General features: G+C 60.3%; 18 protein-coding genes. 16 read left to right on the plus strand and 2 right to left on the minus strand.

From position 1 onward, the window contains the following. Positions 1 to 195 precede the first annotated feature (195 nt). From ACID345_RS00545 to serA, 11 genes are all read left to right on the plus strand, one after another. Positions 196 to 4,632 (plus strand): Ig-like domain repeat protein, encoded by a 4,437-nt coding sequence (locus tag ACID345_RS00545; protein ID WP_011520912.1) that lies wholly within the window; start codon positions 196 to 198, stop codon positions 4,630 to 4,632. A gap of 117 nt (positions 4,633 to 4,749) precedes the next feature. Further along, positions 4,750 to 5,145, plus strand: coding sequence for an S-adenosylmethionine decarboxylase family protein (locus tag ACID345_RS00550; protein WP_011520913.1), 396 nt, complete (start codon positions 4,750 to 4,752; stop codon positions 5,143 to 5,145). Further along, positions 5,142 to 5,774, plus strand: coding sequence for a DUF4178 domain-containing protein (locus tag ACID345_RS00555; protein WP_011520914.1), 633 nt, complete (start codon positions 5,142 to 5,144; stop codon positions 5,772 to 5,774). Before ACID345_RS00550 ends, ACID345_RS00555 begins: the two co-directional genes overlap by 4 nt. Next, positions 5,774 to 7,096 (plus strand): DUF4178 domain-containing protein, encoded by a 1,323-nt coding sequence (locus ACID345_RS00560; RefSeq protein ID WP_011520915.1) that lies wholly within the window; start codon positions 5,774 to 5,776, stop codon positions 7,094 to 7,096. The genes ACID345_RS00555 and ACID345_RS00560 overlap by 1 nt, the downstream gene beginning before the upstream one ends. Beyond that, entirely contained in the window at positions 7,089 to 7,271 is a 183-nt protein-coding gene (locus ACID345_RS00565) for a hypothetical protein (protein ID WP_011520916.1), read from the plus strand. Before ACID345_RS00560 ends, ACID345_RS00565 begins: the two co-directional genes overlap by 8 nt. Further along, entirely contained in the window at positions 7,272 to 7,484 is a 213-nt protein-coding gene (locus tag ACID345_RS00570; protein WP_011520917.1) for a DUF350 domain-containing protein, read from the plus strand. It begins immediately after the preceding gene. Then, positions 7,485 to 8,981 (plus strand): polyamine aminopropyltransferase, encoded by a 1,497-nt coding sequence (locus ACID345_RS00575; protein WP_011520918.1) that lies wholly within the window; start codon positions 7,485 to 7,487, stop codon positions 8,979 to 8,981. It begins immediately after the preceding gene. Beyond that, the gene (locus ACID345_RS00580) at positions 8,978 to 10,492 is read left to right on the plus strand and encodes a flavin monoamine oxidase family protein (RefSeq protein WP_041855310.1); all 1,515 of its coding nucleotides are present in this window, start codon (positions 8,978 to 8,980) and stop codon (positions 10,490 to 10,492) included. The genes ACID345_RS00575 and ACID345_RS00580 overlap by 4 nt, the downstream gene beginning before the upstream one ends. A 161-nt stretch (positions 10,493 to 10,653) precedes the next feature. After that, positions 10,654 to 11,874, plus strand: a complete 1,221-nt coding sequence (locus tag ACID345_RS00585) for a hypothetical protein (protein ID WP_011520920.1) — start codon at positions 10,654 to 10,656, stop codon at positions 11,872 to 11,874. A 3-nt stretch (positions 11,875 to 11,877) separates the two neighbouring features. Then, positions 11,878 to 13,065 (plus strand): pyridoxal-phosphate-dependent aminotransferase family protein, encoded by a 1,188-nt coding sequence (locus ACID345_RS00590; protein ID WP_011520921.1) that lies wholly within the window; start codon positions 11,878 to 11,880, stop codon positions 13,063 to 13,065. A 255-nt stretch (positions 13,066 to 13,320) separates the two neighbouring features. Next, on the plus strand, positions 13,321 to 14,916 hold the full coding sequence (gene serA, locus ACID345_RS00595; RefSeq protein ID WP_011520922.1) for a phosphoglycerate dehydrogenase: 1,596 nt from the start codon (positions 13,321 to 13,323) through the stop codon (positions 14,914 to 14,916). 163 nt (positions 14,917 to 15,079) lie between these two features. On the opposite strand, the gene ACID345_RS00600 is transcribed toward serA, so the two are convergent. Continuing rightward, complete coding sequence (locus ACID345_RS00600) at positions 15,080 to 16,177, minus strand: site-2 protease family protein (protein WP_011520923.1); 1,098 nt, start codon at positions 16,175 to 16,177, stop codon at positions 15,080 to 15,082. 92 nt (positions 16,178 to 16,269) lie between these two features. On the opposite strand from ACID345_RS00600, the gene rsmD reads away from it, so the two are divergent. Continuing rightward, positions 16,270 to 16,830, plus strand: a complete 561-nt coding sequence (rsmD, locus tag ACID345_RS00605) for a 16S rRNA (guanine(966)-N(2))-methyltransferase RsmD (protein WP_011520924.1) — start codon at positions 16,270 to 16,272, stop codon at positions 16,828 to 16,830. On the opposite strand, the gene ACID345_RS00610 is transcribed toward rsmD, so the two are convergent. Continuing rightward, the gene (locus tag ACID345_RS00610; protein ID WP_148209968.1) at positions 16,823 to 17,344 is read right to left on the minus strand and encodes a hypothetical protein; all 522 of its coding nucleotides are present in this window, start codon (positions 17,342 to 17,344) and stop codon (positions 16,823 to 16,825) included. The genes rsmD and ACID345_RS00610 overlap by 8 nt on opposite strands. A gap of 302 nt (positions 17,345 to 17,646) precedes the next feature. Between ACID345_RS00610 and ACID345_RS00615 the strand changes: the two genes are divergently transcribed. The 4 genes from ACID345_RS00615 (at position 17,647) to ACID345_RS00630 (ending at position 21,396) form a co-directional block, all read left to right on the plus strand. Further along, positions 17,647 to 18,990, plus strand: coding sequence for a bifunctional folylpolyglutamate synthase/dihydrofolate synthase (locus ACID345_RS00615; protein WP_011520926.1), 1,344 nt, complete (start codon positions 17,647 to 17,649; stop codon positions 18,988 to 18,990). Between the two features lie 61 nt (positions 18,991 to 19,051). Continuing rightward, positions 19,052 to 19,861: a lysophospholipid acyltransferase family protein gene (locus tag ACID345_RS00620; RefSeq protein ID WP_011520927.1), complete on the plus strand. Its 810-nt coding sequence runs from the start codon at positions 19,052 to 19,054 to the stop codon at positions 19,859 to 19,861. Next, on the plus strand, positions 19,858 to 20,625 hold the full coding sequence (locus ACID345_RS00625) for a gamma-glutamyl-gamma-aminobutyrate hydrolase family protein (protein WP_011520928.1): 768 nt from the start codon (positions 19,858 to 19,860) through the stop codon (positions 20,623 to 20,625). The genes ACID345_RS00620 and ACID345_RS00625 overlap by 4 nt, the downstream gene beginning before the upstream one ends. Then, complete coding sequence (locus tag ACID345_RS00630; protein ID WP_011520929.1) at positions 20,626 to 21,396, plus strand: SDR family NAD(P)-dependent oxidoreductase; 771 nt, start codon at positions 20,626 to 20,628, stop codon at positions 21,394 to 21,396. Positions 21,397 to 21,410: the final 14 nt, after the last annotated feature.

Below are 21,410 nucleotides of genomic sequence, written 5' to 3' on the forward strand. Positions count from 1 at the left end.
CTACAAGCTCCGCTACCTCGCAGTTCCGCGGCCGATGCCGTGATGCCTTTGAACTTCCCACACAACTAGCTTTCACACCGGCGGGCAAAAGCTCGCTCGCAATACGCCGTGTGCCGTGTACGTTAACGGCCGGTGCGTTCCCGCCGCCTGTCCCACCCCTAAACCCGCAGGGCCACCCTGCTCAGGACAATCGTGATGAATCGTTTCTTCGTTCGGGCCCGACTGCTCTCAATTTGCCTCGCACTGCTTTGGATTGCTTCCTACGCCGGCGCACAGGCTGTAAAAAATCCTTCTCGCATCACGCAAAAAATCGACAACACGGCGCGTGTCACCTTAAGTGGAACGGTACCCAAAGCGGCGAAGAACGCGCACGATCTCGGTGAAGTGGACGGCGGCATGAAGTTGCAGCGCATGATGCTCGTGCTGAAGCCCAGCGCAGAGCAACAGGCCTCGTTGCAACGCCTGCTCGACAGCCAGCAGAACAAGAAATCTCCCAACCATCACAAGTGGCTGACGCCCGAAAAATTCGCGGCGAGTTACGGACCTTCCGAAGAGGATGTTGCGAAGGTGAAGAACTGGCTCGAGTCGCAGGGAATGTCGGTCAGCAAAATCGGCAACGGTCGCCAGTGGATTGAGTTCTCCGGATCCGCGCACCAGGTGGGAACTGCGTTCGGCACATCGCTTCACTATTTCGAAACCAATGGCGAGCGCCACATGGCCAACGCCACCGAGATCTCGATACCGCGTGCGATCTCGCCGGTGGTGAGCGGCGTTCTCTCGCTGCATAACTTCCACAAGCAGCCGAATACCTCGAAGCTGTCGAAAGTGAAGTTGGGCGACGATGGCAAGTTGGCGCCCGTCGATCCGGCGTGGACCTATCGTGACTACAACCTGAATCCCTACTACTACCTTGCACCGACGGACGCGCAGAAGATCTACAACGCTTCGCCGCTGTTGAACGATGGCGTGGACGGAACCGGAATCTCGATTGCAGTGGCGGGCCGCAGCAACATTTATCTCAGCGACGTGCAGTTGTTCCGGAACGTTTTCGGCCTCAAACAGAACGACCCCAATTTCATCGTCAACGGGCCTGATCCGGGATATCCGTTCGGCGACCTGGTGGAGAACACGCTGGACGTGGAATGGGCCAGCGCGATGGCTCCGGGCGCGACGATCAACTTCGTCGCCAGCGGCAGCACGGACACCACGGACGGTGTTGATCTCTCAGCCGCATACATTGTGGACAACGCCGTAGCACCGATCGTCACCGTGAGTTACGGGCTTTGCGAAGCGCTCATGGGCCCGGCGAGCAACCAGTTCTACAACTCGTTGTGGGCGCAAGCGGCGGCGCAAGGTATGACGGTGTTTGTATCTACCGGCGACGTGGGCGCGGCGGAATGTGATGGCGATCTGCAGCGCGCCGGCTATGACCCGCCGGGGCCGGCGCAGTATGGCCCCACCATCAGCGGATTGTCTTCCACTCCTTACAACGTCGCCGTCGGTGGCACACAGTACAACGAGGGCAGCAACTTCGGACAGTACTGGTCCCCTAACAACGACTCCACGTTCGGCTCGGTACTCGGCTACGTGCCGGAACAGGCGTGGAACGAAAGCTGCGATCCGAACCTTCCGCAGGAAGGAACGAACTGCGTCTATGGACAGACAAACTACAACCTCGATGGCGGTGGCGGTGGTCCCAGCAATTGCAGCCAATCGACGGTGGACGATCAGGGGCTCATCACCTGCGTTGCGGGAACTCCGAAGCCGTCGTGGCAGACCGGATTAGGTGTGCCGAACGACGGTGTGCGCGATACGCCGGACCTCTCGCTGAACGCATCGCCGGATGACGATGGTTTCCTGTTCTGCCTGATCGGAGGCTGTCAGACCACGACGGTCAACGGCCAGACGATATTGACCAACGCCAGCACGATTGGAGGCACATCGGCATCGACACCGGCGATGGCCGGCATCATGGCGCTGATCGAGCAGAAAAACGGCGCCTTCCAGGGGCAGGCGAACTACATCTTCTACAAACTCGCCGCGATGGACGATCAAGCGGCTTGCGATTCGTCGAAGCGGACGGATCCAACAGCAACGAGCACGTGCAACTTCAACGACGTAACGATGGGCAGCAACAGCGTGCCCGGACTGCCCGGTTATGGCACGGACAGCGCGGAGTGGAGCGCGACGACCGGCTATGACATGGCTACCGGCCTCGGCACGGTGAATGCAGCGAACATCGCAACCAACTGGGCGAAGGTGACGTTTGCAGCCTCGTCCACAGCACTCACGGTCGGCGGTGGCACGGTCGCTCACGGCGATCCGGTAACGGTAAACATCGCGGTGACAGCGACGGACGGCGGCAGTTCTAAGCCGACGGGGCCGGTGTCGCTGGTCACGGACAAGTACGGTGCAGTTGGCCAGGTCACGCTCGATGCGAACGGCAGCTACAGTGGTCCGGTAGCGAACCTTCCGGGCGGTAGCTACAGCTTGACCGCGCAGTACGGCGGAGACGGCACCTTCGGCGCGAGCACATCGGCGCCAGCTGCGGTGACGGTCACGCCCGAAGACAGCACGACGACGATCATCGGTCTCTACACGGTTGATCCCAATACGAGCCGCGTGATTCCGTACACCGGTTCGGCGCAATGGGCCTACCCGCTGTGGATTAGTGTGAAGGTCGACGGCAAGTCCGGCGAGGGACGGGCAACCGGCACCGTCAACGTGCTTCGGAACGGAACCGTCGTGATGAGCGCACCGCTCAACAGCGATGGCTCCGCGTACATCCAAACCGGCAACGGAATGTCGTACACGTTCCCTGCGGGCGATAGTGATCTCTCGATTCAGTACTCCGGCGATAGCGGCTTCAACGCGAGTACGTCGGGGGTGACGAAAATCTCGTTCACGCCACAGAAGGTCTGGTCCACCATCCAAATCAGTTGGTGGCAGGTCCAGGCAGGACAGCCGGTGCTCCTCACCGCAGGTGTCCGTGCATTCGGCACACCGGTACCGACTGGGACCATGACCTTCTACGACAACGGCAAGAAGCTGAGTGATGCAATTCCCCTCGCGACCGACGGACCTTACGGTCCAACTGTTCCCGAGGTGACGTACACGGCGAAACTCACCACGGTGGGAGACCACTGGATCACTGCGGAATACAGTGGCGATGCCAACTACGCGGCCGTTGCTCAGGATGATCCGACGTATTCTTGGGGCAGCAGCTACACGGTCATCCCCGCTGCGGGTGAAACGACGACGACCACCGTCACTCAGTATCCGGCGGCAGTTTCGTTCGGACAATGGATCAACTTCCTCGTGAACGTGAAGCCGGCGAAAGCAGGCGGAGCGGCGCCGACCGGCGAGGTCGTGCTCACTTCCAACGGCCAGGTGAACGGGCAGGGCAACCTGGTCAACGGACAAGTCACGATCTCGGTACAAGCTGGTGCTCAAACTGCCGAAGTCTATGCGCAGTACCAGGGCGACAGCACGTACGCCTCGTCTTCGAGCGGCGTTTTCAAAACGACGATTGCGAAACTCGATTCGACCGTATCATTGACGACCACCGGCGCCTACGTTCTGGCTGGACAACAGACCAGCCTCAACTTCGTGGTGCAGGGCTACTACTACAACTCCACGTCGTGGTATCAACCGCAGGGCAGCGTGCAGTTCTTCGACGCGGTGAACGGCGGAGCACCCCAGGCCATCACCGCACAATTGGGGATGACCGGGATGAATCCGTGGGCGAACAGTGGCTTGAGCCTTCGCGAGACTCTGCCCGCGGGCACGAACGTCATCACCGCGCAGTACTCAGGCGACTCCTACTTCAATCCGGCGACCACGGCTGCAGTAACCGTGGTGGTTTCGCCACCGGACTTCACGGTCAGCTCCGATCCTTCGGCGTTGACCATTTCGGCCGGAGGCACGACGTCAGCAATACTTTCAGTGGCTCCGATCCTGGGATTCTCAGGAGCGGTGACGCTGACTTGCGGCGACGGCTTGCCCGCGGGAACAACCTGCAGCTTCTCACCCGCCACGCTCGACGCCAGCGGTGGACAATCTACGATGACCGTCACGATGAAGGGCCCGTTCACCAACGCGGCTGCAAATCATGTTTCGGGATGGTGGATGCTTACCGGCGGCTCCGGCGCTCTCGGGTTCTTCCTGCTCGGGATTTCCGGAAAACGCCGGAAGTACCTCGCGGGCATGCTGGCTACGATCGCGCTCTTCGGGCTGATGATGGCTTGCGGCGGCGACAGTCATCCACCGGCGGCAACTACGTCGGTGATGCTGGAGTCTTCGCAACCGAAGGTGGCAGCAGGTGCCAGCGTGACGTTTACAGCCGATGTGAGCGGCGGCAATAACGGTGCGACCGGCAGCGTCACCTTCTATGACGGAACCACCGCACTGGGCAATGCCGTGGATGTTTCCAACGGACAAGCGACTCTGGCAGTAAACACGCTGACCGTCGGAACCCATGCGATCACCGCCAAGTACACCGGCGATTCTTCGCATGCGGCATCGGTTTCGCAGCCCATGTACCAGGCCATCACCGGCACCACGACGTTGGCCGTCACAGCAACCTCGGGTTCGACGAGCCACGTGTTGAACCTCAACCTGACCGTGCAATAACACTCACGCGGTAATACCACGCGGCACTCTTCGGGGTGCCGCGTTTTTGTGTCAATTGACTTCGCTTGGAAAACGCCATACCATCCGCAACATTCTTCAGACCGGGGCCGCGTCAGAATGCAGGGGATCGAATGGATCGTTGAGGCGCAGGGCTGCCGCGCGGCGGACTTGCGGAGCCTCGCGGCGTTGCAGGAATTGTTTGCCGCGATCATTCGCGATCTCGATCTGCATGTGGTCGGCGAGATGCGCTGGCATCAGTTCCCCGGCAGCAACGGCGTCACTGGCTTTGCGCTGCTTTCGGAATCGCATCTTGCGGTGCATACCTTTCCGGAACATCAATCGCTTTGCTTGAATTTGTTCTGCTGCCGTCCGCGGCCGAATTGGGATTTCGTCGGCGAGTTGCAAGTGCGGCTCGGGGCTGACCGTGTAAACGTGCGTCGGGTAGAGCGGCCCTACGTGGCCGACGCCGACGATGTGCTGCGCGCCATGCCGGTGGGCGAGGCCGTGCAATGACGCACGTCTCTGCCGCGTGCCCGAACTGCGGCGCACCGCTGGACTTCAAGTGGCCAAGCAGTGTGCAGACCGTGTGCACCTATTGCAAATCTATCGTGGTGCGGACCGACGTTGATTTAGAAAAGGTCGGCACGGTTTCCGACCTCCCGCCCGATAGTTCGCCGATCCAGATCGCCACCGAAGGGATTTACCAGAACAAGGCGTTCACCGTCGCGGGCCGCATTGTGTACGAGTATGACGAAGGCACATGGAACGAGTGGCACGTCGTAATGCAGGACGGCACCAGCGCTTGGTTGTCGGATGCGCAGGCCACGTACTGCTTCACCCGTGCGACGCCACACAAAGATTTGCCCGCAGCAAATGCCGTGCAAGCCGGACAGCATTACACCTGGGATGGAATTCCGTTCACGGTGTCGGTGATTACGAACGCCAAGTATCGCGGTGTGGAAGGCGAGCTGCCGTTTCAGTACTGGGACAAAACGACAGCAACCTTCGCGGATTGCCAGTCGGCGCGCGGCGATTTCGCCACGATTGATTACAGCGACGATGAGCCGGCGTTGTATCGCGGCGAGATCGTGGACTTCGATGCGCTCAAGATGAAGAACCTGCGCACCTTCGAGGGCTGGTAATGAGCACGCCTCCGGTTCCCCCACGTCCCACGGCAAAGGCGCTGAACTGTCCGAGCTGCGGCGCGGCGCTGGTGCTGCGGTCCATGGATCGCGCCGTGACCGTGGTGTGCGATCACTGCCACGCCATCCTCGATGCCAAAGACCCGAACCTGAAGGTCCTCGAAACCTTTTCGGAAAAATTGACCGACAAGCCGCTGATCCCACTCGGTTCGCGTGGAACGTTTCGCGGCACCGAGTACGAAGTCATCGGCTTCCAGCGGCGAACGATCCAGGTCGAGGGCACCGACTACAGCTGGCACGAGTATCTGCTGTTCAATCCGTTCAAAGGATTCCGCTATCTCGTTGAGTACGACGGGCATTGGAACGATGTGAGCCCGACGAAAGGCTTGCCGGCAGTCCGTGGAAGTTCGGCCGAATATCTGGGCAAAAAGTATTCGCTGTTTCAAACGTCGGACGCACACACAACGTTCGTCCTCGGCGAGTTTCCATGGCAGGTGCGTTTTAACGACGCAGCGCAGTGCAACGACTACGTGAATCCACCATTCATGCTCTCCTGCGAACAGACGAGCGAAGAGACAACGTGGTCGTTGGGCGAATACATTCCCGGATCCCTGGTGTGGAGCAGCTTTAAACTGCCGGGGGCGCCGCCAGCCGCGGTGGGCGTGTACGAGAACCAGCCCTCACCGCTCGGCACCAGTTGGCGCGGCGTATGGAAAAGCTTTGGGCTACTGATGCTGGCGATGATCGTGTTGTTCATCGCGAATGTTGGGATGGGCGCTAGCGAAAAGGTCTTTACCCAGAACTACGTGTTTACGCAGCCCAAGCCCGGGCAGGAAGCCTCGTTTGTCACGCCGACATTTGAATTAAAGGGACGCATCAGCGACGTTGAGGTCAAGACGAAGTCGAACATCAACAACGAGTGGATCTATCTCAATTACGCGCTGATCGACGATGTCAACGGGCAGGCATACGACTTCGGCCGCGAGGTGAGCTATTACCACGGCTCCGATTCCGATGGCTCGTGGACAGAAGGCAGCAATGAAGATTCGGTGATCGTGCCCTCCGTTCCCGCCGGACATTACTACTTGCGCGTCGAGCCCGAGTCAGAAGCGAACTTCGGGCCGATCCAGTACACGGTGACGGTCACCCGCGATGTCCCCGTGATGAGCCTGTACGGATGGGCCTTCCTGGCGCTGCTGGTGCCGGCGGTCTTCATTTCATGGAAGGCATTCAACTTCGAGCAGATGCGCTGGGCGGAGAGCGACTATCAGCCGGCGGCTGCAGCCATGGGGATGCACGTGAAAGGCGGCGGCGATGAGTAAAGCGTTTCTGGTTTACGGCCTTTTGATTCTCGCGGCAGTGGGTTTCGCGCAGTATCGCGGGTTCAGCTTCAATAGTGTGAGTGAGTTGAAGAATGTGCCACGCTCGGTGCGCGACAATCCGGGCTCTTACCGATCGGTGTACGGCGTTTACCACCATTACACGGGAGGCAAATAGATGAACCTCATTCCGGTCACCAACATCGTGAATGCGCTGGTGTTCGCGTTCATCGGCATTTTCATTTTTACGGTTGCGTTCATCGTGCTCGACAAGATGACGCCCTACCACCTTTGGAAAGAGATCGTGCAGGAGCACAACCAGGCGCTGGCGATCCTGGTGGGAGCGCTCTCTATTGGGATTTGCATCATCATCGCCGCGGCCGTCCACTAAATGGCGATCCTGCTTTTCATCTCGGTCCTGCTGATCTCGGCGTGTGGGCTCATCTATGAATTGATCGCAGGAACGCTCGCCAGCTATCTGATTGGCGATTCGGTCTTCCAGTTTTCGACCATCATCGGCAGCTACCTGTTTGCCATGGGGATTGGCAGCGCGCTGTCGCGCTACATCCGCAGCGGACTGGTGCACCGCTTCATCTGGATCGAACTGATGGTCGGCCTGATCGGCGGATTTTCATCGGCGCTGCTCTTCCTTGCCTTCGCCTATACGCAGGCATTCGGCTTGCTGATGTACACGCTGGTGATCGTCATCGGCGTGCTGTTGGGGCTCGAAATCCCGCTGCTGATGCGGATCGTGCGCGAAAAGTATGACTTCCGCGACACCGTGGCGCATGTTCTGACGTTCGACTACATCGGCGCGCTCGGCGCGTCACTACTTTTTCCGGTGCTGCTGGTGCCGAAGCTCGGACTGGTGCGTTCGGCGATGTTGTTCGGGATCGTGAACGCGCTCGTGGCGCTGTGGTCCACCTTCCTGTTCGGCTCGGAATTGGCGAAGCGAACCATGTTGCGGGCGATGTCGGCGATTGTCCTGATTGCGTTGTGCGCGGGCATGGTGAACGCGCGCAAGATCACGGCGGCGGCGGAAGACAACATCTATGCCGATGAAATCGTGTTCGCGCGCGACACGCGCTATCAGCACATCGTGCTCACTCGGTTCAAAGACGATCTGCGGTTATTTCTCAATTCACACCTTCAGTTCAGCTCGCGCGACGAGTACCGTTACCACGAAGCGCTGATCCATCCGGGCCTGTCGGCAGTGCCGGTACCGCGGCATGTGCTGGTGCTCGGCGGTGGCGACGGCCTCGCCGTACGCGAGATTTTGAAGTATCCGCAGGTCGAGAGCATCACCCTCGTGGACCTCGATCCCGAGATGACCAAACTGTTCAGCACGAATCCAATGCTCACGGCGCTGAATAAGAAATCGTTTCTCGATCCCAAGGTGAAAGTCATCAACGCCGATGCGTTTCCGTGGATCGACCAAAGCACGGAGAGCTTCGATTTCATCGTGATCGACTTCCCCGATCCCACCAGCTATTCGCTCGGCAAGCTCTACACCACTACGTTCTATCGCGCCGTCGCGCGCCACTTGAGCGAACAGGGATTCATGGTCGTGCAGAGTACATCGCCAATGTTCGCTCGCGATTCCTTCTGGTGCATTGCCGAGACGCTGAAACAGACGGGCCTGAAGACGTATCCGTACCACGTCTATGTGCCATCGTTCGGCGAGTGGGGCTTTGTTCTGGCCGGCACGCACGAATACGAAGCGCCGACGTCGCTGCCGCAAGGCTTGCGCTTCGTCAGCACCGCTACGCTCCCCACGCTCTTCCAGTTCCCACCCGACATGGCGCCGATGAACGTGCCCGCCAATCACCTCAACGACCAGGTGCTGGTGCGCATGTACGACAACGACTGGAAGGACATCAGCCATTGAACACGCGGCGCGAGTTCATCCAACTCAGCTGCGCAGCTTTGGTTGGCATGACGCAAAAGTCGGGTCGGCCAATCCCCGGCGGATGGGTAAACGAAAACTTCACCGCCGGCCACGCCATCCGCGACCGCCAGCCCTTCGGCGATCCGAAGCAAACAGAGAAGACGACGCTGGTGATCGTCGGCGGTGGCATTGCTGGCCTCAGTGCCGCCTGGCGCCTGCATAAGCGCGGCTTTCACGACTTCGTGCTGTTGGAGATGAACGACGCAGCCGGTGGTAACGCCCGCTCCGGCGAAAACGAAGTCAGCGCCTATCCATGGGCAGCGCACTATCTGCCAGTACCGGGCTTGCGCGCGGTGTATGTCCGCGAACTCTTCGAAGACCTCGGCGTGCTAAAGAATGGCGTGTGGGACGAGCGCCACCTGTGCTTCGCCCCACAAGAACGCTTGTTTGCGTTAGGACGCTGGCAGGATGGCATTGAGCCAGTGGGTCTCGCGCAAGGTGATCGCGATCAGTTCGCCAGGTTAGAAGATCTCTTCGCGAAGCATCGCGCGAGCGGCGCATTCACTATCCCCAGCGAACTGGGGCTGACAGAGAAATCTGCGGACCTTGACCGGCTCTCCTTCGCGCAGTGGCTCGATCAGAATGGTGTCAACAGCGCGCCCATCCGCTGGTACATGGATTACTGCTGCCGCGACGACTACGGCGCTCTCGCCGCCGACACCTCCGCCTGGGCCGGTATCCATTACTTCTCATCTCGTGAGCCAGTAGAAAGAGGCCCGCTCACCTGGCCCGAGGGCAATGGCTGGATCACCAAGCAGCTGCTAAAGATCGTCGGCGGCTACGTCCGCACCAGCCAGCCCGTTCGCCGAATCCGCACCGAGAAAAACAAGTACACGGTGCAAACCGCTGACACCGCCTATCTCTGCGATGCTGTGATCTTCGCCGCGCCCACCTTCCTCGCGCCCTACATCATCGAGGGCTTCGGCCCCAAGCCCAGCTTCGAATACTCCCCCTGGCTCACCGCGAACCTCACCCTCGACCGCTCACCTCGTGGCGCGAATCAAGACGAGCGCGCCTGGGACAACGTCGTTATGCACTCACCCACCCTCGGCTACGTGGACGCCACCCACCAGACCCTGCGGTCCCACGTCGAGAAAACGGTCTGGACGTTCTATTGGGCGCTCGCCGAAGGTGCAGCCGCCGACAATCGCCGCAAGCTTCTCGCCTCCGATGCCGACTATTGGAAAGACGCCATCCTCCGCGACCTCGAGCGGGTGCATCCTGACATTCGTGCCTGCGTTACCCGCATTGACCTCATGCGTATGGGCCATGCCATGGCACGCCCAACGCCGGGCGCGATCTTCGATCCCCAGCGCCGTGAGCTTGCCAAGCTTCGCGGGCGGCTGCTTTTCGCTAATTCCGACCTCAGCGGATTTTCGATCTTCGAAGAGGCGCAATACCGCGGGGTCAAGGCTGCAGAGGCCGTGTTAGCGGTCCTCGGGCGAGTGTAAATCCAAGAGCTAACCACTCTTGCCCCCCGATAACCTGTTTTATTGCTTATACCTCCAGCGCAGTTTATGATTCGCGGCACAGCCGCAGAGTCTCTGCCAGGGTGCCAGCGAAGCGCCTTGGTGTGTTCTGCGGGCGTTCACTTCATTCGCGGCTGGCTCTCATGGATACCAACACGATCCTTATTCTCGCCCTCGGCGTTGTGCTCATTGCACTGGCAAGCGTCATCATCCCCTATATCAATGCATTGCGCCGGTATGCGGGATACTCCGAGCTGCGTGACGATGCCCGGGCGATCGAGTTCTTCCTTCGCGGCGAGACCTTCCGTGATTTGAACGACCTGGTGATTACGGGAAACACCCAGAGCTACCGCACGACCTTACGCTTCTCGAAAGAAGAGAACACGCCCGCGGTCAACATCCGCATGGATGTGCCCGCAACCTTCGACATGATGCTGGTGCCGAAGGACTCACCGGTTACTGAGGGCGGCCAGGTGGTGAAGACCGGCAACGATCAGTTCGACGCCAAGTGGGTGCTGCGTTCGAACCAGCCGACACAGGCAAAGATCTTTGTGGCCGGCGACACCACGATGAAGCAGATCAAAAAGCTCTGCTGCTCGTCGCGTACGTTCGTCGAGATTCAGCGCGGAGCCCTGGAAATCAGTGAACTGACCCTTCCTGAAGGATCGCCCAGCCGCCACCTGATCGACCACATGGAATCCATGGCGGTGATCGGCAAGCAATTGGCGCTGATGCCCGGTGCCGCGCAAGTGAAAGTCGAGCGCGTATCGGCACCGCGGCCAACGAGCAAAGTCCTGGCCGCAGTGATCGCGGTGGTTGCCGTCTGTACCGGTATCGCGGCGCTGGCCAACTACGAGCACTCAAAGAAAATGAACGCAGCCATGGTCGGTTCGGGTGGATCCCCCGTGGGAATTCCGGCCGACGAGGCCCTGCATATTCCCGACCTCCAGGGATGGCGCCTCGCGGACAGTCCCGACTTCGATCCCAGCCTGGTGCAGTGGTTGCGCAGCAGCCACGTGCAGCCCACCGGACGCCTGGAAGGCGACTTCGCCGGAGGCGGCGCGGGTGCGGACCACGCCTATTTGCTGGTGAACACAAATGGCGGGCATCGCCTCGTAGTGCTGGTGAATAACCAGGTGAAACTCGACCAGCAATTCAACGAAGTCGTTCTCGTAGCGAAGGTTCCGAAGAGCGCGATCCGCTCCATCAAGATCGAAAATGGCAGTCCTGCAACAGGAAATGCGGACGGGATTTTGGTCGTTACCAACAAAGACGATTTGCATTCCGGCGTGGTAGTGAGTTTCAATGGAAACTCGCCCGTTACCGCAGTCCCACAAAACTACAAGTCAACCACGCTGGAGTAAGCAATGCTTCATAAGAACCGGCTGTACACGCCGGGGCCGACCCAACTTCTGCCCTCGGCGCAGTTCGCCATGGCGGCGGCTACCATGCATCACCGTACCGCCGACTTCCGTGACCTCTACGTACGCACTCTTGCCGACCTGAAATCGTTTATCGGGACCCAGAATGACGTCATTCTCATGGCCTGCTCCGGTAGCGGCGCCATGGAGGCCTCGGTTTCGAACCTCACTTCACCCGGCGACAAAGTTCTCGTGCTCACTGCCGGAAAGTTCGGTGAACGCTGGAGCAGCCTCGCGAAAGCTTACGGCGTAAAAACTGAAGTCGTAAGCGCGCCCTACGGTGAAACCTGGACGCTGGATGCCGTCAAAGAAAAGCTCGACGGCGTCAGCGTGGTTTACATGCAGGGCACCGAGACCTCAACCGGCGTACGCCATGACGTCGAAGGCGTAGCCAAGCTGTTGAAGGGCACCGACACGCTGCTCGTCGTGGACGCCATCACCGGCCTCGGCACCACCCACTTCGACGTGGATGGCTGGGGCGTGGACGTGATCATCGGTGGCTCGCAAAAAGCTGTCATGATCCCGCCAGGATTGGCTTTCCTCTCTGTCAGCGAGCGCGCTTGGAAGAAGATGGACGCGACGAAGAACCCGCGCTTCTACTTCGACTTGCGCAAAGAACGGAAGTCGGCGGCAAAGGGCGAATCGGCCTACACACCGGCGACGTCGTTGATCGCGGGACTCGGCGCAGCTTTGGACTTCATCCGCGGCATGGGCAACGGTAATTTGTCTGACGGTCGCCATGCGTTGGTGGAGAACGCCGAAACCGCGGCGGCCATGACTCGCGCCGCAGCCGAAGCTCTCGGGCTCACGATGTTTGCGAAGCACTCGCCGGCAGCGGCAGTGTCGGCCATCAACGCCCCCGCGGGCGTGGATTCCGGCGCCATCGTGAAGGGTTTCCGCAACCAGTTCGGCGCGGTGGTCGCAAACGGTCAGGGTGACGAGATGAAGGGCAAAATCTTCCGCGTCGCGCACCTCGGCTATTACGACTACCTCGACACCATCGCAATCGTGGGCGCACTCGAGCATGTGCTGGCTTCGATCTCGAAGCCCGCGCACGTTGAGTTTGGACCCGGCCTGCGTGCCGCGCAGTTCGTTTACGCACAGCGCGCAACGTTTGCCGCTGCTACGGTGTAAACGATCTGCTTAGAACGACCCGTGTCGAATGCGTCACGTAGGACGAGCCGTCGCGGTGTGTATGACGAGCCGTTACGGTGTGTATCAGGGCATCGCTTTAGCGATGCCGCAACGCTGCTTCCACAACAAGGGGCTTTAGCCCCTGCGAAACCCAACGGCGCGGCGGTTTTGCCGCCGCGCTACCACTCTCCTTCTCGCTGTATCAACCCGGAGTCAACCCGCCCGCGGGTGGCTACCACCGCAAGGACCGCTATCTTGAAAATCGTTGTCGCCGAAAAAATTGCCAAAGCCGCCATTGATCTGTTCAAGCAGGATCCCACGTGGAACGTGGTGACTCCCGACCAGGTCGCCCAGAAAGAACAACTTCTCGAACAGCTCAAGGGCGCCGATGCCCTCATCGTCCGCTCGGCCGTCTTCGTGGACGCCGCCATGCTTGAGCACGCCGACCAGCTCCGCGTCATCGGACGCGCCGGCGTTGGCGTCGACAACATCGAGCTTGAAGCCGCTACCCGCAAGGGCATCGCCGTGATGAACACCCCCGGCGCCAATGCCATCGCCGTCGCTGAGCACACCATCGGCCTCATGCTCGCGCTCGCCCGCTTCATCCCCCGCGCCACCGAAACCATGCACGCCGGAAAGTGGGAAAAGAAGTCGTTGCAAGGCACCGAGCTGCGCGGCAAAACCCTCGGTATCGTCGGTCTCGGACGCATCGGCCTGGAAGTTGCGCGGCGCGCAGCATCGTTTGGCATGACGCTCGTCGCCCACGATCCCTACGTCTCTCCCGCAATTGCGCACGATGCGAAGATCCGCCTCGCTGATCGCGACGAAGTGCTTGCAGTTGCGGATTACATCACGCTGCACGTTGGGTTGACGCCGCAGACGGCGAACATGATCAACGCGACAACGCTCGCCACGATGAAGAAGGGTGTGCGCATTGTGAACTGCGCGCGCGGCGAACTCATTGACGACGCCGCCCTCGCGGAAGCCGTGAAGTCCGGCCACGTCGGCGGAGCGGCACTCGATGTCTTTACCGAAGAGCCGTTGAAGGCATCGCCCTACCATGGCGTGCCCAACGTCATCCTCACCCCGCACATCGGCGGCTCCACTGCCGAAGCGCAAGATGCGGTAGGCGTGCAGATCGCGCATCAAGTCCGCGATTACCTGCAACGCGGCGTCGTGCAGAACGCAGTCAACATGCCGTCGCTCACCGAGCAGGAGTACGTCGCGCTGGAGCCATTCATCACCCTAGGCGAACGCCTCGGCAGCCTGCTCGCGCAGCTCGCGGAATCGCGCTTCGAAGAAATCGGCATCCGCTACACCGGCCCGCTCGCCGACTGGAAGACCGAGCTCATCCGCAATGCCAGCATCAAGGGCATCCTGCAGCACACCACCGACGAGAGCGTGAACGTCATCAACGCCAACTCCGTGGCTGAGACGCGCGGCATCCGTGTGCACGAGTCGAAGAAGGAGCACCCGTCGAGCGGCGCCGCCGCCAATGTGCTCGGCCTAACGGTCACGACGCCGAAGGGAACGCTCTCTGTACGAGGCACGGTGCTGCATGGCAATTCGCCGCGCCTGCTTTCGTTCGACAACATTGATGTGGAAGCCCCGCTCGAAGGGACGTTGCTGGTCATTCGCAACCGCGATATCCCCGGCGTAGTAGGACGCGTCGGCACCATCCTCGGCGAGCACGAAGTCAACATCGCAAACTTCGCGCTAGGCCGTCCCAGCGGCAACAGCGGCGGCAACGCCATCGCAGCGGTGCAGGTCGACGGCCCGCTGAAAGAGCCAGTCCTGCAACAGCTACGCCAGCAGAAAGCGATCCTGGCTGCGAATGTAGTGCAGTTCTAGGTTTTGCAGTCTGGGTGCCCCGTCCTTATCGCGAAGCGATAGGGCGGGGTTTTTCTTTGCCCAAATGCCGAGCGGAAGCCCACTCTGACTTTTTAGATTTGTATCAGGGCAACGCTTCAGCGCTGCCGACAAGCTGCTCAGAAGGAATGGGCTTTAGCCCCTGCTACTCTTCCATCCTCTGCAATTTCCGCGACTCCGCCAGCAGCGCCATCGAATGCGTCAAATTCTGCATGGTTACGATGCCCACGAGGCGATCGCCATCCACCACCGGCACCAGGCTCAAGCCCTTGGTTCCGATGCGCCGGAAGATTGCTGCCAGCGTCTCGGACTTCTGTGCGATCTGGAAGCCTCGGTTCATCACGCCTTGCACATAGCCATTGCCGCCGCGCAGCGCATCGAGAATGCGTTGGCGCGAGATGACGCCGACCAGATCGCTGCCGCGAATCACCGGGAATTCGTCTTGCAACGAGTGCACGGCCTTGTGCAGCGCGTCTTCAAGCGTGTCGGCTGAAGACAGCGTCGAGAAGTCCGTAAGCATGACCTCTTCAATCCGCACCGTCTCCAGCACTGATTGGAAGATCGCAGTCCGATCTTCAATTTGCGCGCCGATAAACAGGAAGAAGCCGATCATCATCAGCCACGGCGCCCAGATCCCGGCGACCATGAACAGCGCTGCGAAGGTCTGGCCGATCGTCACCGCCCGCCGCGTGGCCTGCACGTAGTCCATGCGTTGCGCATACCAGGAGCGAAGCACGCGCCCGCCGTCCATGGGATACGCCGGCAGCAGATTAAACAGTCCGAGAAACAGGTTCGCCCACACGAAGCTCTTCGTCAGGTTCACCGGCGTAATCAGCGGCCGCGCGAGCAGGTTCATGTGCAACAGCCCGACGCAGGCAATCGCGGCGCCGATCCCTATCCCGAGATTGATCAGCGGTCCCGCAGCGCTGATGCGAATGTCGCGTGCCGCCGTCTGTCGCGTATGCGGCGCGTTGTCGTCCATGAACGTGATGCCGCCGATGGGCAGCAGCACAATGCCGCGCACCTTCACCCCGAGACGGATCGCGACCAGTGCATGCCCCAACTCATGCAGCACCACGGAGCCGAATACCAGGCCCACCAGCGCAAGTCCGCGCATTGCCAGCGCCGTTCCGTTCGCCGCCGACTGCGCAAACCACACGAACATCAGCAGGAAAAAGAACGTCAGGTGCAGTCGCACCTCGACGCCGAACAATCGCCCTATCGGAATGGACCAGCTTCGCATGATAGAAAAGGGAGCCGGTTCCCCAGCCCCTGCTCACATTCTATACACTTCTTAGACGCGACAAGCCGAGGCCAGGTTCCACCCAGTTCTGTATGCGGATCATCTCCGGGAAATTTCGCAGCCGTTCGTTGAAGACGCCGCAAGGCATGGACGTCCGCCCATCCTCCGACCGCCTCCGCGAAACGTTGTTCAACGTCCTCGCCTCCGGCTACCAACTCGAAGACTCCCGCTGGATCGATTTATTTGCCGGAACTGGTGCTGTCGGACTGGAAGCTCTCAGCCGCGGTGCTGGATACATCTACTTTGTGGAGAAAGCGCCGAAGATCGCGCGCATTACGCAGGAGAACGTGAAAAGTCTTGATGCGCAAGATCAAGCCGAGGTTCTTACCAGCGATGCCAACGCAGGATTGCGCCAATTGGAGGGAATCGATCCGGTGGACTATGTATTTCTCGATCCGCCGTATCGCGAAGAGGGCGCGTATCTCGGAGTGCTGCGAATTCTCAGCGACTCTCCGCTGCTCAAGCCAAGCGCGATCGTCATCGCCGAACACACCAAGCACTTCGATCCCGGCGACGGCGTCGGTGCACTCCAGCGCTACCGCTCGCTGAAGCAGGGCGACGCCGTGCTGAGCTTCTATCGCCGAGCTACATAATGAAGTCGCGTGTCTTCCCGATGATCGGGTGGTGCATCTCCTGAAGGTCGTTCTTCACGCAGTTCAGGCCGTAAACGCAGCTCTCGAATTCCTTCGACAACTTTGCAAACAGTGGCGCCACCTTGGCGTATTCGAAGTGCTCAAACTTCGAAACGATGTAATAGCTCTCCTTGCCGGCCTTCATGAAGTCAATCATGTTCTCCAGCCGCTGCTTGCGGAGACGAACGTGATTAATGCTCTCCGGAAACATGCCGCTGAAGAACAGCGTGTAGTCGCCGATATGTTTCCGCACCTGGCGTTCGCGATCGAACGACGACGCCGGTCCATAGATCGGATCGCTCTCAAGCAGCATTTCGCCGACATCCTGGATCGGCTTGCCCTCCGCGTTCTTCACGCGGAACAGGTTCTCGGCATCGGCAAATTCCGCCAGCATCGCCGCGACGTACTCTTTCACGTCCGGATCGCGCAGCCCGATGTCTTCATCGAAATGCCGGTCCACAAGGTTAAGGAACATCTCCTGCAAAGGTCGAGAATCTGCTAGTTGGCCCACTTTCATCACCCCACTTCAAGAACGTTGACGGGAGAGATACCGCGATTCCCTCCTCGCCGCAAGTGCACTTTTTGATGAGCCCCATCAAATTCTTCGATGTCGGCTCCAGCCACTCGCTTGCTGTGGAGTTAGAACACTGCTCCCGCTCGCATAGTTGCTGCTGATTTTGCTACTTTGGTGGACAACGTTTTCCGCTGGCAGTCTCCTGCCTCGAGTGACAACAAAATGCATCGCGAACCAAATGCGGTAATCTTGAGCTTCGCCTCATGACCTACGAAACCGCTGTCGAAGCGCTCTACCAGCTCGGCCACGAGCTCGCGGGCACGCCCTCGCACAAGTTCGATCTCGCACACATGCGCGTGCTCCTCGACGCCCTCGCGCATCCCGAACGCCGCTTCGCCAGCGTGCTCATTGCGGGCACCAACGGCAAAGGTTCCACCGCCGCCACGTTGTCTTCGATCCTTCTCGCCGCCGGATACAAGACCGGCCTCTACACTTCGCCGCACCTCGTCAAGATCAACGAACGATTCCGCATCAACGGCTCGCAGGTCAATGACGCCGAATTTACCGCCGCTTACGAGCACGTCGAAACCCTCGCCAGCGCACTGGTCGAGACCAAAGCGCTCCCGTGGCATCCCAGCTTTTTCGAGATGCTCACCGCCATGGCCTTCGAACTCTTCGCGCGCGCCGGAATCCAGATCGCGGTGCTCGAAGTCGGCATGGGCGGCCGCCTCGACGCAACCAACGTCGTCGAGCCGCTGATCTCGGTCATCGCCGACATCTCGCTCGATCACCAGAAATTTCTCGGCAACACCATCGCCGAAATCGCCGCCGAAAAAGCCGGCATCATCAAGCCCAACGGCACCGTCGTCACGCTGCCGCAGCATCCCGCCGCCAACGACGTCATCGGCCACGCGATCCTCGATCATCAAGCCAAGGGCATCAGTGCGGTGAAGCACATGCCGCCGATGGCGCCCGGCTCCGCGGATTATCGCGATGTCGAAGGCCGCAACCGCTATCCGCTCGAAGTGATGAACGAAATCATCGAAGTTAACTCCCCGCTTCCCGGACGCCACCAGCTCCGCAACCTGGCGCTCGCCATCACCACCGCAGAAGAACTAGCGCGCTTCGGATTCCCCGTTACGTCGAAACAGATCGAGCAAGGCATTCGCGAAACCCGCTGGGCCGGCCGCTTCCAGGTAATCTCCGCCGAAAAGAATGCCCTAAAACGCGAGTTGATCTTCGATGTCGCCCACAACCCCGACGGCGCCTGGGCACTCCGCTCCGCATTATCCGACAAGATCGCTGAGCGTCCGCTAACCCTCGTCTTCGGCGCCATGCACGACAAGGCCTTCCGCGAGATGGTGCAGATCCTCTTCCCCACCGCCCAGCAAGTCATCGTGACGCAAGCCAAGAATCCCCGTGCCGCCACCACCGCCGAACTCGCCGAAGTTGCCAAGGAAGTTGGAACCGAAGTCGTCCAATGCGCCAGTGTCGAAGCCGCGGTTCACAAGGCCCCTGAGCTTACGGCGGAAAATGGCGTGATCGTCGTAACCGGCTCCATCTTCGTCGTTGGCGAAGCCATGAACGCGCTTCAGGTAGAAACCTAAACCTCTCGCTGTGCGGACATTCTCCGCCCGCCCCTTTCGCTGCGATAATCTATTTCAAGCGATGCCTGCCTTGCTAAGCCGGTTACGGTCCTATTTCTTCTATGTCCCGATGGTGTATCTCTACACCGCGATCATGGGCGCAGGCTCGCTCATCTCCTCGCTCTTCGATCGCGACGGCCGCATCCAGCACTGGTTCGCGCGCACCTGGTCGAAGATGATCCTCGGCACCGCCAGCTGTCCCGTCACCATCATCAATCCTGAAAAGCTCTACGTCGGCGGCGCCGCGGTGTATGTCGTCAACCATCTCTCCGCGTTCGACATTCCCACCCTCTACGCCGCGCTGCCCTTCCAGTTCCGCATCATGGCGAAGAAAGAACTCTTCCGCTACCCCGTGCTCGGCTGGCATCTTTCGCGCTCCGGGCAAATCCCCATCGAACGCGAGAACGCACGTGCCTCGCTCAAGAGCCTGATGAAGGCCAGCGACACGCTGAAGGCCGGCACCTCCATGGTCGTCTTCCCCGAGGGTGGACGCTCGCCCAATGGCCAGCTCCAGCCCTTCCTCGGCGGATCGTTTTACGTCGCCATCAAGGCGCAGAAGCCCATCGTGCCCATGGCGCTCATCGGCACCTACGAAGCGTTGCCGATGAACAGTTTCCACATCCGTCCGCGCGCGTTCCAACTTGTCATTGGCGATGCCATCTCCACTGCCGGCTACGCTCCGCGAGAGATGGATAAACTCGCCGCGCTTGCGGAAGACGCAGTCGCTGAGTTGTACTATTCCCGCTCGACGATCGAGCGCCCGGCCACCGAGCCGGCAGACGAAGCCCTGCGCCACGCGCAACTCACGGAATCTCCCGAGGGACAAGGATGAGTTCCACTAAGCCACGCATCGCCATCCCCGAGCCGCATTCCTCGCGCCAATACACCGGCAAGCGCCTGCAGGATTACGTCGCTCCCATCGAAGCCGCAGGTGGCGAAGCGGTCATCATCGAACTGGCACTCCCGTCGGCTGAGCAGGCGCACCGAATGAAATCCTGCGATGCGGTGCTCCTCCCCGGCAGCCCAGCCGATCTCGATCCCGAAAAGTACGGCGAGGTAAAAGACCCGCATACCGCTGCCGCCGATGTCGCGCGCGACAACGCTGACGAACTCCTGCTGCAAGATGCCTACAACATGCGCAAGCCGGTGTTCGGCATTTGCTACGGCGTGCAATCGCTCAACGTCTGGCGGACCGGCTCCCTCGTGCAGCACATAGAGAGCAAGATTGCGCACGAAGTGAAGCACGAAGCCCGCGCGCACACCGTAGAGGTCAAGCCCGCAACCATGCTCGCAAAGATCGCCGCTGAAGCCGAGCCGAACGTTGCAGAGCATTGGGTGAACTCGTCGCACCATCAGTCGCTCGCCACCCTCGGCGATGGTCTTCAACTCGCAGCAACGTCGCCGCACGATGGCGTCGTTGAAGCTGTCGAAGGCACTGCGCCCGACCAGTGGGTGCTCGGCGTGCAATGGCATCCTGAGCGCACGTACAAAGAAGACAAATTCTCTCGCCTGCTCTTCGAGCGCTTCCTCGCCGAAGCCCGGCGCTGGCACGAACAATTCGCCGCAAAGAAAAACGACTTCGAGGCGGTGCGATAAATGTCCGTTCCCATGTCCTTAAACGGCAAAGTAGCGCTCGTCACCGGAGGCTCACGCGGTATCGGCGCCGCCATCGTGCGTCTCTTCGTGCAGGCCGGCGCGAAAGTCGTCTTCAACTATCAGCGCGCCGCCGACGCCGCCAACCAGCTCGTCGCAGAACTCGGTGTTGACCATTGCTTCGCGGTCCAGGCTGATCTCAGCAACATCGCCTCGGCTGGGCCGCTGGTGGAAGCCGCCGTCGCCAAGTTCGGTGCCGTCGACATCATGGTCGCCAACCACGGCCTGTGGCCGCCCGAAGATATCCCCATCAACGAGATCCCCGACGAGCACTGGCGCAACACGCTCTCCATCAATCTCGATTCCGTCTTCGGCCTCATCAAGCACACCGTCGCGCAAATGAAGCAGCAGGGCCGCGGCGGCCACATCGTGCTGATCAGTTCCACCTCCGGCCAACGCGGCGAGGCTTTCCACGTGGACTATTCCGCGTCCAAAGGCGCGCTTATCTCCATGACCAAGGGCCTGGCAACCGAGCTGGCTCGCTACGGAATCTACGTGAACGCGGTCGCGCCCGGGTGGGTTAATACCGATATGTCCGCGTCAACCCTGGTCGATCCCAAGGCCGACGCCCTGATCTACCAGCAGATTCCTCTCGGCCGCGTCGGTAAGCCGGAAGAGATCGCCGCGCCGGTGCTGTTCCTCTGTACCCCGATGGCCGGCTTCATCACCGGCGAAATATTTAACGTGAACGGTGGGGCCGTGCTCGTCGGATAATTCCAATTTGCGGT

Source organism: Candidatus Koribacter versatilis Ellin345 (genome assembly GCF_000014005.1).
Taxonomy (GTDB): domain Bacteria; phylum Acidobacteriota; class Terriglobia; order Terriglobales; family Acidobacteriaceae; genus Korobacter; species Korobacter versatilis_A.

Excerpts from the sequence above, each read along its gene's own strand:
- ACID345_RS00545 (WP_011520912.1), top strand. The coding sequence starts at position 196 with ATGAATCGTTTCTTCGTTCGGGCCCGACTGCTCTCAATTTGCCTCGCA.
- ACID345_RS00550 (WP_011520913.1), top strand. The coding sequence starts at position 4,750 with ATGCAGGGGATCGAATGGATCGTTGAGGCGCAGGGCTGCCGCGCGGCG.
- ACID345_RS00555 (WP_011520914.1), top strand. The coding sequence starts at position 5,142 with ATGACGCACGTCTCTGCCGCGTGCCCGAACTGCGGCGCACCGCTGGAC.
- ACID345_RS00560 (WP_011520915.1), top strand. The coding sequence starts at position 5,774 with ATGAGCACGCCTCCGGTTCCCCCACGTCCCACGGCAAAGGCGCTGAAC.
- ACID345_RS00565 (WP_011520916.1), top strand. The coding sequence starts at position 7,089 with ATGAGTAAAGCGTTTCTGGTTTACGGCCTTTTGATTCTCGCGGCAGTG.
- ACID345_RS00570 (WP_011520917.1), top strand. The coding sequence starts at position 7,272 with ATGAACCTCATTCCGGTCACCAACATCGTGAATGCGCTGGTGTTCGCG.
- ACID345_RS00575 (WP_011520918.1), top strand. The coding sequence starts at position 7,485 with ATGGCGATCCTGCTTTTCATCTCGGTCCTGCTGATCTCGGCGTGTGGG.
- ACID345_RS00585 (WP_011520920.1), top strand. The coding sequence starts at position 10,654 with ATGGATACCAACACGATCCTTATTCTCGCCCTCGGCGTTGTGCTCATT.
- ACID345_RS00590 (WP_011520921.1), top strand. The coding sequence starts at position 11,878 with ATGCTTCATAAGAACCGGCTGTACACGCCGGGGCCGACCCAACTTCTG.
- ACID345_RS00600 (WP_011520923.1), bottom strand. The coding sequence starts at position 16,177 with ATGCGAAGCTGGTCCATTCCGATAGGGCGATTGTTCGGCGTCGAGGTG.
- rsmD (WP_011520924.1), top strand. The coding sequence starts at position 16,270 with ATGCGGATCATCTCCGGGAAATTTCGCAGCCGTTCGTTGAAGACGCCG.
- ACID345_RS00610 (WP_148209968.1), bottom strand. The coding sequence starts at position 17,344 with ATGTTCCTTAACCTTGTGGACCGGCATTTCGATGAAGACATCGGGCTG.
- ACID345_RS00615 (WP_011520926.1), top strand. The coding sequence starts at position 17,647 with ATGACCTACGAAACCGCTGTCGAAGCGCTCTACCAGCTCGGCCACGAG.
- ACID345_RS00620 (WP_011520927.1), top strand. The coding sequence starts at position 19,052 with ATGCCTGCCTTGCTAAGCCGGTTACGGTCCTATTTCTTCTATGTCCCG.
- ACID345_RS00625 (WP_011520928.1), top strand. The coding sequence starts at position 19,858 with ATGAGTTCCACTAAGCCACGCATCGCCATCCCCGAGCCGCATTCCTCG.
- ACID345_RS00630 (WP_011520929.1), top strand. The coding sequence starts at position 20,626 with ATGTCCGTTCCCATGTCCTTAAACGGCAAAGTAGCGCTCGTCACCGGA.